9 protein-coding genes are annotated in these 12,256 nt (G+C 54.9%); 1 reads left to right on the forward strand and 8 read right to left on the reverse strand.

Going from position 1 to position 12,256, the window contains the following annotated elements:
* Positions 1-149: 149 nt before the first annotated feature.
* From VJ369_RS09540 to pdhA, 8 genes are all read right to left on the reverse strand, one after another.
* On the reverse strand, positions 150-1,955 hold the full coding sequence (locus tag VJ369_RS09540) for an ABC transporter family substrate-binding protein (protein ID WP_324091840.1): 1,806 nt from the start codon (positions 1,953-1,955) through the stop codon (positions 150-152).
* 432 nt (positions 1,956-2,387) lie between these two features.
* A complete protein-coding gene (locus VJ369_RS09545) occupies positions 2,388-4,031 on the reverse strand; it encodes an ABC transporter ATP-binding protein (RefSeq protein WP_324091841.1) in 1,644 nt (547 codons plus the stop codon).
* Between the two features lie 2 nt (positions 4,032-4,033).
* Entirely contained in the window at positions 4,034-5,047 is a 1,014-nt protein-coding gene (locus tag VJ369_RS09550) for an ABC transporter permease (protein WP_324091842.1), read from the reverse strand.
* Positions 5,040-5,966 carry an ABC transporter permease gene (locus VJ369_RS09555; RefSeq protein WP_324091843.1) on the reverse strand — a complete coding sequence of 309 codons (927 nt, stop codon included), beginning with the start codon at positions 5,964-5,966 and terminating at the stop codon, positions 5,040-5,042. Before VJ369_RS09555 ends, VJ369_RS09550 begins: the two co-directional genes overlap by 8 nt.
* Positions 5,967-6,153: 187 nt before the next feature.
* Positions 6,154-7,794, reverse strand: coding sequence for an ABC transporter substrate-binding protein (locus VJ369_RS09560; RefSeq protein ID WP_324091844.1), 1,641 nt, complete (start codon positions 7,792-7,794; stop codon positions 6,154-6,156).
* 197 nt (positions 7,795-7,991) lie between these two features.
* Positions 7,992-9,320 carry a dihydrolipoamide acetyltransferase family protein gene (locus VJ369_RS09565; RefSeq protein ID WP_324091845.1) on the reverse strand — a complete coding sequence of 443 codons (1,329 nt, stop codon included), beginning with the start codon at positions 9,318-9,320 and terminating at the stop codon, positions 7,992-7,994.
* Positions 9,320-10,321 carry an alpha-ketoacid dehydrogenase subunit beta gene (locus VJ369_RS09570; RefSeq protein WP_324091846.1) on the reverse strand — a complete coding sequence of 334 codons (1,002 nt, stop codon included), beginning with the start codon at positions 10,319-10,321 and terminating at the stop codon, positions 9,320-9,322. The genes VJ369_RS09565 and VJ369_RS09570 overlap by 1 nt, the downstream gene beginning before the upstream one ends.
* Complete coding sequence (pdhA, locus tag VJ369_RS09575) at positions 10,318-11,436, reverse strand: pyruvate dehydrogenase (acetyl-transferring) E1 component subunit alpha (protein ID WP_324091847.1); 1,119 nt, start codon at positions 11,434-11,436, stop codon at positions 10,318-10,320. The genes VJ369_RS09570 and pdhA overlap by 4 nt, the downstream gene beginning before the upstream one ends.
* A 152-nt stretch (positions 11,437-11,588) precedes the next feature.
* Between pdhA and VJ369_RS09580 the strand changes: the two genes are divergently transcribed.
* Positions 11,589-12,077: an Lrp/AsnC family transcriptional regulator gene (locus VJ369_RS09580; RefSeq protein WP_324091848.1), complete on the forward strand. Its 489-nt coding sequence runs from the start codon at positions 11,589-11,591 to the stop codon at positions 12,075-12,077.
* Positions 12,078-12,256: the final 179 nt, after the last annotated feature.

Raw genomic sequence — 12,256 nt, forward strand, 5'->3', positions numbered from 1 at the left:
CTTTCGTTTCTCACCGGAGGATTCGTTCACCTGGGGTGGTGGTGTGATCGAATCATTGTGGGGTGTGGTGGACACACTGCGGGGCCCGACGGTTTATCGGGCCCCGCAGTCGTTCACTCACGGTGATTGAGCTCAGTGCCTAGCGGCAATTACTCTGCACGTACCCACTGTTCGGCGTTCCAGACGATTCCGTTCTGCGTCGCAGTGTGGCGGACATTCTGGATATCTGAACCCGAGGCACTCAGCCCTGGGTGGGCAAATACTGGGATGCCGTACAGGTCATCCCACAAGAGCTTCTCGATCTTCTTGATCTGCTCCTGGTGTACCGCTGGGTCCAGTGAACTTGCCAAGGTCTTCCACTCGGCGTCAACCTGCTTGTTGGAGTACTGGCCGTAGTTCTGTGGCTTACCGGTTGCGTAGATGTTCTGGCCCGAAGAGATCTGGCCCGAACCTGCCCAAGCAAACAGTGCTACGTCGTAGTCGCCGCGTTCCTGGGTTCCGCCTGGCGCGAAGAACTTCGGATCTCCAGCGTCTTCGACCTTGAAGCCGGCTTCATCACAGGAAGACTTGATGGCAGCAACTTCGTTGGTGCGACGCTCGTTTGGAGCGGAGTAACCAATGCGTACCTTGGTTCCCACTGCATCCTCGGCTTCGAGGATCTTCTTTGCGCCTTCGAGGTCAACCTGATCGTAGCGTCCGTCATAGGAAGCTGAGACAACATCTTCATAGTTGTCCTGGAATGGGAATACTTCGCGAGCATTCATGACCACTGCTTCTGGGTTCAGAGGCTTAACCAAGTTGTCGACGATGTTCTGACGTGGAACACACATGGCAAATGCCTTGCGCAGTTCCAAGTTCTTGAAAGCATTCTTTCCTCGGAAGTTGAAGTCCAAGTGCTCCCAGGTCAAGGTGTCACCCTGCTGGATGGCCACCTGATCGCCAAGTGCCTCAAGCTGAGCCAAGGTATCGACCGTTGGCTGTGGGCCAATGACATCGATATCCTTGTTCTGCAGTGCCTGGACCATGGCTGCGTCTTCAACAAAGCGGAAGTTCAGCTGCTTGGTAGCAGCTGGGGTACCGTAGTAGTTCTCATTTGCTACGATGGTCACCGATTCGCCGGCTTTCCATGAGCCGAGCTTATATGGCCCGGAGACTGGCATGATTTCTTCCTTTGGAAGAGTGCCCGGGTTAGTGTTCCAGCCTTCGTTCCAGAACTTGGCGGCCTTCTTGAGCTTGTCTGATTCACCGGCGAGGATGGCGTTAGCCAGTTCTTCGGTGCTCATGCCTGCTTCCTTAGCTACCACGTGTGCTGGCTGCAGTAGCCAGGACTGCAGGGCCCAGTCTGGATCCGGAGCCGAGAATTCAACGGTGAATTCCTTGCCAGCGATATCGCCCTGTGGGCCCTTTGGCACGGTGTCGCCTAGGTCAACGGAGACCGAGTTGAAAAGTGGCTTTTCCTTGGAACCCTCGTTGAGGTTCAAGTTCTGTACACCCCAGGCCAAGACCGAGTCGGCCACCGTGATAGGCGTACCATCTGACCACTTAGCGTTTTCGTTGATGGTGTACTTCACGGTCAGGGGATCGTCGCTAATTTTCTCGTAAGAACCGAGGTCTTCATTCGGATACAGGGCTCCATCGGTGCCGGTGTAGGTGAAGCCTGCGAACATGCGGTCCGTGATTGCGGAGTTATAGGTTGAGTAAGTGTTCGGGGTGAATCCGTTGTAGCTGATGAATTCTGGTGCGCCCACCGAGACTGCAATGGTGTCATCCTTGGTGGTGATGTCACCGAGGTCTGCGAGACCACTGTTGGTTACTTCAGCTGAACCGTTCCCGCTGGTGTTGCCCGACTCCGAAGCCTTCGGATCGGTGCCACTGCCGCCTGGTGCACATGCCGACAGGGCCAAAGCCATTGCAGCACCTACTACTACTGCCTTCGAAACACGTTGGAATCGCATTTCGCCTCCTTGAGAATATGAACGATACGAGTTCTGAACCATGCGGTCCACTGTGGAACACATCACATGATGGAACCATTGAGCAATAGACTAACCGGCTTTTGCCATCTTGGATATAGAAAGATGCGCTTCATATCTCTACGGAGCTCTTCCAAAACTTTCGAGTCACAATCCGCTTGTTACCGGTGAGTTTAGCGACCCGGCTCACATCCCCCGAGATTTCAAGGATTTCTTTCACATTGGGTTTTTTCAATCAGAAGCGGTGATTGGCCACTTCGTCTGCCAAACTCGTTTATAACGTTTTTGCAACATTTATTTCAGATCTGAAAAAACTGAAACATTTCTTGAATAAGTCTCTTTTTAACGAACTCAGGGCAGTGACTCTATGAAGAAATCACTGCCCTGAGCTGGCGGCAAAAAGCCGTGGAATATTTAAATTAAGCTGGCACCGGGGATGGCCGCCAGCAGGTTTCGGGTGTAATCGCTCTTCGCATTATCGAAAATCTCATCCACCGTCCCCTGCTCAACAAGCTGCCCATGCTCCATCACACAGACGTTGTCTGCGATCTGGCGCACCACAGCCAAGTCGTGGGTGATGAACAGGTAGGTTAGTCCCAGTTCACGCTGAAGTTCATCAAGCAGCTCCAGCACCTGAGCTTGAACCAACACGTCCAACGCCGAGACTGCCTCGTCGCAGACGATCATTTCAGGCTGCAGGGCCAACGCACGCGCGATGGCAATACGCTGCCGCTGACCGCCAGAGAGCTCGTTCGGGAATCGGTGCATAGTCGAGGCCGGCATGGACACCTGATCCAGCAGTTCCTTGACCTTCTTCTCCCGCGACGCCTGATTACCGATACCGTGGATGCGCAGTGGCTCCTCGATGGTGCGGTAAATCGAGTACATCGGATCCAAGGAACCATAAGGATCCTGGAAGATAGGTTGCACACGGCGACGGTACTTAAACAATTCGCGTTCGCTGAGCTTGCCGATAGCTTGCCCGTCGAAAACGATGTCTCCAGAAGTTGCATCCAGCAGGTTCAGCACCATCTGGGCAATAGTCGACTTGCCCGAACCGGACTCACCGACCACTGCGGTCGTCGTGCCCTTGGGAATCTCGAAGGATACCTTGTCCACAGCGGTGAACTTATCCTTGCGTCCGAAGCCCTTACGGATGTCGAAGACCTTCGTCAAATTTGAGACCTTCAACAGTGGTTCGGACTTTTCCGCCACTACTTCATCCACTGCCATCTCATGCTTATCACCACGCTGCGCGGCCAATGACGGCGCAGAGTTGATCAGTCGCTTAGTGTAGGGGTGCTGCGGATTGCGCAGCAGTTCCAACGCTGGACCAGATTCAACAACCTGTCCCTTGTACATCACAATGACCTTCTCAGCGCGTTCTGCTGCCAAGCCCAAATCGTGGGTGATCAGCAGGACAGCGGTACCCAGTTCGCTGGTCATGGTGTCCAAGTGATCCAGGATCTGTTGCTGCACCGTCACGTCCAACGCGCTGGTGGGCTCATCTGCGATCAACAGACGTGGACGACAGGCCAAACCGATAGCAATCAGCGCACGCTGCCGCATACCGCCAGAGAACTCGTGCGGGTACTGATTCATCCGAGTTTCCGGATCAGGCAGACCAGCATCCGCCAAGACCTGCGCAACGCGCTGCTTGGGATTGCTTCCAGCCAGTCCATTGGCTTTCAGAGTCTCTTTGACCTGGAAACCAATTTTCCACACCGGGTTCAAGTTGCTCATCGGGTCCTGCGGGACCATGCCGATGTGGTTACCGCGCAACTCAACAAACCGCTTTTCGCTGGCCTTGGAAATATCCTCGCCATCAAAAAGAATCTGCCCAGCTGAGACTTCGCCGTTGCTTGGAAGCAGGCCAATGGCCGCCAGTGCGGTGGTGGATTTGCCCGAGCCGGACTCCCCCACGATGGCCACGGTCTCGCCGGGCATCACCGTCAAGTTGGCGTTGCGCACGGCGTTGACAGGGCCATCGGGAGTGCTGAAGGTGATAGCCAAGTCTTTGATTTCTAGCAGGGGCTTGGGGTTTGAATTCTGCACCACAGTTAGTTCCCCTTTCGAGACTTAGGATCCAGTGCATCACGCACTGCATCGCCGAGCATGATGAAGCTCAAGACGGTGACGGACAAGAACAACGCAGGCCACATCAGCATCATCGGGTTATTACGTAGCTGCGATTGAGCCGACGAGATATCGTTACCCCAGCTCATCACCTCAAAGGGAAGACCAAGACCAAGGAATGACAGCGTCGCCTCGGCGACAATGTACACGCCAAGGTTTACGGTAGCTACCACAATCACCGGTGCCATAGCATTCGGGATCACGTGCTTGAGCAATGATTTGCCACGAGACAGTCCCAAAGCACGTGAGGCTTTAACGAAGTCCGCATCGCGCGCTTCGAGCACCGCACCACGGGTAATTCGAGCGACCTGCGGCCAGCCGAAAATGGAGAGCGTGATAATAACTGTCCATACGCTCTTATTGTCGCGGAAGGCGGGAAGCTGCATCACGATGATGGCTCCAAGCACCATGGGAAGTGCAAAGAAGATATCACCTAGACGCGCGAGGATAGTATCCAACCAGCCACCGTAGAATCCGGCGAGAGCGCCGATGGTGCCCCCGAGCAGAACCACAAAGAGTGTGGTGAAAATACCCACCATGAGAGAGGCGCGTGTTCCGTGGATGGCACGCGCGTAGACGTCGCAACCTTGGAAGTTATAACCCATCGGGTGGCCGGCGCTTGGTCCTTCATTAGAAAATTCCAAGTAGCAGGAGGTTGGATCAACCGATGAGAACAACCCTGGAATCGCCGCAATAGCGATCACCAGAATGATCAATAGCGCCGAGATGATGAAAAGCGGCCGTTTGCGAAGCGAACGCCAGGCTTCTGCCCACATGGATAGTGGCTTACCAGTTTCCTTGACCGCATCGACACCCTGTAACGGGGTCTCGTCTAGTGGCGCTACGAAGTGCGGGATGGGGTATTTAGAAACTTTTCCGGCACGGTTCTTGCTGATAGGCAATCCGGCCTCAGGATTTGGATTCTGGTTCTCAGGCATATCGGATCCTTGGGTCAAGCAGAGCGTAAAGCATGTCTACGATGAGGTTGGCGAGCACGAAAACGATCACGAGCACACCGACAACCGCGACAACCGTGGGGGTTTCACCCTTGAGGATTGCGCGGTACAGCAGGTTTCCGACTCCGGGAACGTTGAAGATACCCTCGGTCACGATCGCTCCACCCATGAGCGATCCCAAGTCGGCACCCAGGAAGGTCACCACTGGGATCAGCGAATTTCGCAGGATGTGTACGTTAATAACACGTCCGCGGCTGAGTCCCTTGGCTGTTGCGGTGCGTACATAGTCCGCCTGTTTGTTCTCGATAATCGAGGTACGGGTCAGACGCAGGACATAGGCGAAGGAGACCAGGCCAAGAACCACCGCGGGAAGAATGAGCTCGCTCCACGTTGCTCCGCCGGAGACCGTAGGTTTGGCCCATTCGAGCTTAACTCCGACGACAAACTGCAGCACAAAGCCCAGCACGAAGGTAGGAATTGCGATCACAATCAGCGAAAGGATCAGCACGGTGGAGTCAAAGGCCTTGCCTTTGCGCATGCCAGCGATGACACCGAAGAAAATGCCGAAGACCGCTTCGATGGCCAACGCCATCACTGCCAGCCGTGCGGTAACTGGGAATGCACGGGCCAAGAGGTCACGGACTTCCTGCCCCGAGAAGGACATACCCAAGTCCAGCGTAACTAAGTTCTTCAGGTACAACCCATATTGAACCCAGAATGGCTGGTCGAGATTGTACTGGGCACGTAGCGCGGATTCGACGGCCGGCGTCATTGGCTTACCGCCGGAAAGTGCGGAGATTGGGTCTCCGGGGGTCGCGAAGACCAAGAAGTATACGAGCAGCGTGGCACCGATAAACACCGGAATCAACTGCAAGAATCGCTTGAGCGTAAAAGCTAGCATGAGTGCGTCTCACCTCGAGACGTTGCAAGGCACGTGGCCATTTTTATTTCCTCTTTCCGTCGGCATAAACCAGACGTTCAGATAGAGAGGGAGGACTGACACGCCAAAGGGAGACCCTGATGTTGCTGGGTCTCCCTGAGACGATTTCAACTGAGTCGAACCTGACTAGGCGACTTAGCTAGTGAATCTATTTGCCGGTGATGGCGTTGTAGATCGGAACACCGTTCCAGCCGAACTCGACGTTTGAAACATTCTCGCTCCAACCGCCTTGGACTGCTTGGTACCACAGTGGGATAGCTGGCAGGTCCTTGAAGAGGATTTCCTGCGACTCGTTGAAGATCTTTGCGCCCTCGGTTGGATCGGTTGCGGCGAGACCTTCCTTGAGCTTGTCGTCGAATTCCTTGTTCGAGTAATCGCCATCGTTGGAACCCGCTCCGGTGCCGTAAAGAGCGCCGAGGAAGTTGTACATCGATGGGTAGTCTGCCTGCCAACCGGAGCGGTGTGCGCCGGTCATCTTCTTCTTGGTGACGTCATCGCGCAACGCCTTGAAGGAGGTGTAAGGCTTAGCTACAGCATTGATACCCAAGGTGTTCTTGACCTGGTTAGCTACGGCTTCAACGAATTCCTTGTTACCGGCGCCATCAACGTTGTAACCGATGGAGAACTCTTCCGAGTCACCCCACGCCTCGATGGCGTTGGCTTCGTCCCAGAGTTTCTTCGCCTCATCGGCGTCGAAGTCAAGAACTTCGCTGCCCGGGATATCGGCGTTGTAGCCCTCAAGCACAGGTGCAGTGAATTCTTCGGCCTTGACCTTGCCGCCGAAGTACACCTTGTCGATGATCTGCTGGCGGTCAATGGAGCGTGAGATCGCTGCACGGCGCAGGTTACCTTCTTCACCCTGCTTGAAGTGATCCAAGTAGCCGGAGATGGTGATGGTTGCGTTACCTGCATATGGAGCGTTGACCGAACGGTCACCCAGATCGGACTGGTAGTTGGCCAGTGCTGATGGTGGGATCTGGTCCAGTACGTCCAAGTTGCCAGCCATGACGTCCTGGTATGCGGACTCCGTTGACTGGTAAACCTTGAAGTCGATACCGCCATTGGCAGCCTTACGTGGTCCTTCGTAGGACTCGTTAACTTCAAGCTTCAGGTTGACGTCGTGGTTCCACTCGGTCAACTTGTATGGGCCATTGCTGACAGGTGCTTCGCCGTATGCCTTGGGATCCTTGAAGGCTGCTTCTGGAAGAGGCATGAAGGCGGTGTAACCAAGACGCAGCGGGAAGTCAGACTCCGGCTGGCTCAGTTCAACGGTGAAGGTATTGTCATCGACAATCTTCAACCCTTCCATCTCCTCGGTCTCCGCTTTCTCAGCGCTGACTTCTTTATATCCCTTGATGGATTCGAAGAAGTAGGAGTTCAGCTGTGCATTCTTAGCGGCTGCACCGAAGTTCCAGGCATCCACGAAGGAAGCAGCGGTGACTGGGGAACCGTCGGAGAAGGTGTGACCTGGAGCCAGCTTGATGGTGTAGTTCTGGGAATCGGTTGTTTCAATCGATTCCGCGATCTCATTAACAGGCTTGCCCTTGGCGTCATAGCTGACCAGCCCGGTGAAGATCAGGTCCATCACGCGGCCGCCACCAACCTCGTTGGTGTTTGCCGGCAGGAGGCCGTTCTGTGGTTCGGTGGTGTTTGCGGTGATGACCTTAGTGGCATCCCCCTCGGAACCGCCGTTGGCAGATTCCTCCGGAGTCCCTCCGCCACAGGCAGTTAGGGTCAATGCCAAGGCAGCTGACAAAACCAGCGCCTTCGATGCGTGCGAGTATCGCATCTTTCTTCTCCTCAAAAGTTCGTTGCTGCTTCTGCAATTCACAGATGCCGTGCGCCTCAAAGGTGAGCTATAGCACGTAGTGAACGAGATTACATCAAATATTGCGAAACAACCAATGAATAAATATGAAAGTAGTACTTGAGGTCGATCTGATCAACCAGATATTTTAATTTTCACGACATGAAGACCCCATGGAATCAAATAAAAATATTCATCATTCCAGGGTCCTCCAGCACTGCGCCGACACCAGCGAGGAACTCGCTAGCTTCCTTGCCATCGACAACCCGATGGTCAAAGGACAGCGCCAACGTCGAGGTGTGACGCAAGGCCACTTGATCCTCAAACTCCCACGGACGGCGCTTGACCTGTCCAAGGGCAAGAATTCCGGACTGCCCCGGAGGCAGAATTGGGGTACCGGCATCCACGCCGAATACTCCAACGTTCGTAATCGAGAACGTTCCACCGCTCAACTGAGCAGGCGTTAGCTTTCCAGCCCGGCCTAATTCAATGATCTGCGTTAGCTCTTCGGCTAGATCTCGCAGGGACTTTGATTGCGCATCCTTGACAACCGGAACTAACAAGCCACGATCGCTGGCCACAGCCATACCCAAGTGCACCGAGCCGAACTCGATAATCTCTGCGTTGGCTTCGTCCCACCGCGAGTTCAGCGCACGGTAGGTGCCCAGTAAGCGTGTCACGATCAATGAAGTCAAGGTCGTGATGTTGAGCTTCACATCTTTCATCAAGGGGTGCTTGCGCAACTTTTCGACAAGCTTCATTGACTCAGTCAGATCCACCGTGAGAAATTCGGTGGCGTGTGGAGCGGTGAACGCCGATTCCACCATGGCCTTCGCCGTGGCGCGACGTACCGCGCTGATTTTCACCCGGCGGTCCCCCGCCAGAACTGCGGTAGCTGCGACAGGCTGCTGCGCAGTCTGCTCCGGCTCTCCAATCAAGGCTTCGATATCGCTACGCAACACCGCTCCATCGGCACCAGTACCTGCGACAGATGAAATTTCGATGCCATGATCCCGGGCGAGCTTGCGCACCGGCGGGGTACTGCGCGTAACGGTCCGGCGAGCGCCTGTATCTGTTGGCTTCGCCTGTTGCGCTGTGCCCTGATTCGTGGTTGCCGGCGGTTCCTGTACGAGGGGTTCATTGCGAACCGGTCGCGATCGACGTGACGGGCGCTTTCCACTGGCTGCTGGTGCACCATAGCCGACGAGTGTCGGAGTCCGGCTGCCATCCTGATCTGCGTCTGGTGTAACGCTGTCCGCACCGGGAGCCTCATCTCCAAAGGTCACCAGTGGTCCACCCACGGGTACTACTTCACCGGCGGAAGCATGCAATTTCTGCACAATTCCAGCAAACGGTGATGGGAGTTCAACGACAGCCTTCGCCGTTTCGACTTCGGCGATGATCTGGTTCAGCGTGACATGCTCGCCAACCTGAATTTTCCAGTTCAAAACTTCGGACTCGGTTAGTCCCTCACCGAGGTCTGGCAACTTAAAAGTATTGGGAGCCATCACTTGGCACCTCCGGCGTGTGTCTCGTTGCGGCGCATGACCGTATCTACGGCATGCATCACTTTGTCCAGGTCTGGCAAATGATGGGATTCGAGTCGTGAAGGCGGATATGGAATATCAAATCCAGTCACACGCAATGGTGCATGCTCTAGGTAGTCAAAACAGGTCTCGGTGATTTGAGCGCAAATTTCCGCTCCAATTCCCGAAGTCCTGCTCGCTTCGTGGACCACTACAAGTTTTCCGGTGTGCTTGACTGATTCGGCTATGGTGTCCATATCCAATGGGTCCAGACAGCGCAGGTCAATAACTTCTAGGCTCACGCCTTCATCTTCGGCCGCCAGCACCGCATCATTGAGGGTATAAACGGTGGGGCCATATCCCACCACGGTGACGTCCTGTCCTTGATGAAGCACCTTTGCCTTAGGCGAACCGGTCTGCTCCGGGGTCTTGAGTTCAATTTCTGCTTTTTCGTGATAGCGACGTTTTGGTTCAAAGAAGATCACCGGATCATCGCAAGCAATCGCCTGACGCAACATCACGTAGGCATCTTCCACACTGGATGGCGCAAAAACCCGCAATCCTGCCGTGTGGGAGAAATAGGCTTCCGGTGATTCCGAGTGGTGCTCCGGTGAGCCGATTCCGCCACCATATGGAATACGCACGGTCACCGGCATTTTCACCCGGCCCCGAGAACGGAAGTGCATCTTTGCCAGCTGTGAAACCAGCTGATCAAAGGCCGGGTAAGTGAATCCATCGAATTGGATCTCCACCACCGGACGATAACCGCGGTAGGCCAAACCGATGGCGCTGCCGACGATCCCGGATTCGGCCAGTGGCGTGTCAACCACTCGATGTTCTCCAAATTCGGCTTTCAGCCCGTCGGTAATACGGAATACGCCGCCGAGGGTGCCAATGTCTTCCCCGAGCAGGATGACCTTTTCATCTTCGGTCAATGCATCACGCAAGGACTGGTTCAGCGCCTTCATCATTGAAACGCTCATAGTCCACCATCCTGGAAGTTTGTCAGGTACTGCAGGTAGGTGTCCCGCTCCCTGCGGCTTGGTTCATGCTCTTCGGCATATACATGATCAAAGAGTTCATGAGGTTCGGGATCTGGCATCGTGGTGATTGCCTCGCGGAGTTCGGCAGCCAGTTTGTCCGCAGCATTCTGGGCTCGCTGCTGGTAGGACTGCACATCTGCGCCGAGCACCGTCAGGTGGTTGACCAATCGATCAATAGGATCCTTGGCACGCCACTGTTCGACCTGCTCATCTTTTCGGTAACGAGCGGGATCATCGGCGGTGGTATGCGAACCCATCCGGTAGGTCACTGCCTCGATAAAGGTTGGACCCAGTCCATGTCGAGCATGCGCCAGTGCGGCTTTAGTGGCTGCATAAACCGCGAGTACGTCGTTGCCATCTACCCGCCAGGTTTTGACTCCGAATCCACTGGCACGGTCAGCGATCTGCGTGCGACTTTGCAAGCCAACCGGTTCGGAGATGGCCCACTGGTTGTTCTGGCAGAAGAACATTACCGGCGCCTGATAACTGGCGGCAAAGACCAGCGCTTCATTGACGTCACCTTGGCTGGTCGCCCCGTCGCCAAAGTAGGCCACAGCAACTTCTTTACCACCATCAAATTTGATGCCCATGCCATACCCGGCGGCGTGCAGCGCCTGGGATCCAATGACAATCTGCTGGCAAGCAATATTTACCTCATGCGGGTCCCAACCACTGGCGGTGGCACCGCGCCAAACGCTGAGCAGATCTTCGGCTTTAACGCCTCGGGCCCAGGCGACTCCGTGCTCACGGTAAGAAGGGAAAATGAAGTCGGTATCTTCGGTGGCGCGGATTGAACCAATTTGGGCAGCTTCTTGGCCAAGTAATGGCGCCCAGAGGCCCAACTGTCCTTGGCGTTGCAGCGCCGTGGCTTCATTATCTAAGCGACGCAGGACAACCATGTCCCGGAGGAAATCTGCCAGGTCTTGTTCGCTGAGCCCGGTCAGATGGTGGTCAAGTTCTTCGTCTGGAGTTCGTTCTCCAGAGACGTTGAGCAGCTGGTGCGTGGGTAGGCATCCGGCGGCTACGTCGATGTGCTGGGTGGACACGATCGGCATCCTTACTCTCGCGTAGTCAGTGGTGGACGGCTAATTCAGCGCGACCACTTACCTGTGATGCTACTCACATGGCGCAAGTTGCACAATGGCAAGAAAGGAAATAAAGCAAAACGCACTATCCTGACCTTTGACTGGGTGCTAATGTGCGCATTATGCAACCTTTAGACACCACAGATCGCCGAATTCTGCTCTCGCTGTCAAAGCTCACCCGCAGAACCGCTTCGTCGCTGGCAACAGCGCTTGGCTTGGGTAGAAATACTGTGCAGTCAAGGCTCAATCGCCTAGAGACCGATGTCCTGTCCCCCATAGATCGGCGAATCCCACCGACGGCTTTGGGCTTTGGCTTGTTGTCCTTTATTGAACTGCACGTAGATCAACGTCATTTGGAGGAGATTGCCAAGAAGTTGGAGCAGATCCCCGAAGTTTTAGAAGCCCATGGGCTAACCGGTTCGGCCGATATCTTAGTGCGCGCAGCCGCCGCAAATGCCGAGGAGCTTTTCCGCGTGCATGGATTGCTGCTGAACATCGAAGGAGTCAACCGTGCCGATTCGGCCCTATCAATGGCTGAACTAGTTCCTTATCGCACCACTAAACTCATTGAGCTTTCGCTAGCTCAAGATTTGGAGGGTAGGCGTAGCTAAATAGTTACTATTTACCTCAGCGCATCTATTCCTTCACAAGGATTCACCCCAGGTTGGTCCCGCGGAATACTTTTCGAAAGCGCCGAGATCAGATGCGCTAATTGCGCGGCCCGCTCTGCATTCAGACCATCCACCAGTTCTGCTTCCTTCTGACGTACTTTGCTTCCGAGTTCCTTCAA

Source organism: Glutamicibacter sp. (assembly GCF_035257265.1).
Taxonomy (GTDB): Bacteria; Actinomycetota; Actinomycetes; order Actinomycetales; family Micrococcaceae; genus Glutamicibacter.

Bases quoted from the DNA above. Each gene is read 5' to 3' on its own strand.
- pdhA (WP_324091847.1), bottom strand. From the start codon at position 11,436: ATGCCGATCGTGTCCACCCAGCACATCGACGTAGCCGCCGGATGCCTA.
- VJ369_RS09570 (WP_324091846.1), bottom strand. From the start codon at position 10,321: ATGAGCGTTTCAATGATGAAGGCGCTGAACCAGTCCTTGCGTGATGCA.
- VJ369_RS09555 (WP_324091843.1), bottom strand. From the start codon at position 5,966: ATGCTAGCTTTTACGCTCAAGCGATTCTTGCAGTTGATTCCGGTGTTT.
- VJ369_RS09560 (WP_324091844.1), bottom strand. From the start codon at position 7,794: ATGCGATACTCGCACGCATCGAAGGCGCTGGTTTTGTCAGCTGCCTTG.
- VJ369_RS09580 (WP_324091848.1), top strand. From the start codon at position 11,589: ATGCAACCTTTAGACACCACAGATCGCCGAATTCTGCTCTCGCTGTCA.
- VJ369_RS09565 (WP_324091845.1), bottom strand. From the start codon at position 9,320: ATGGCTCCCAATACTTTTAAGTTGCCAGACCTCGGTGAGGGACTAACC.
- VJ369_RS09550 (WP_324091842.1), bottom strand. From the start codon at position 5,047: ATGCCTGAGAACCAGAATCCAAATCCTGAGGCCGGATTGCCTATCAGC.
- VJ369_RS09540 (WP_324091840.1), bottom strand. From the start codon at position 1,955: ATGCGATTCCAACGTGTTTCGAAGGCAGTAGTAGTAGGTGCTGCAATG.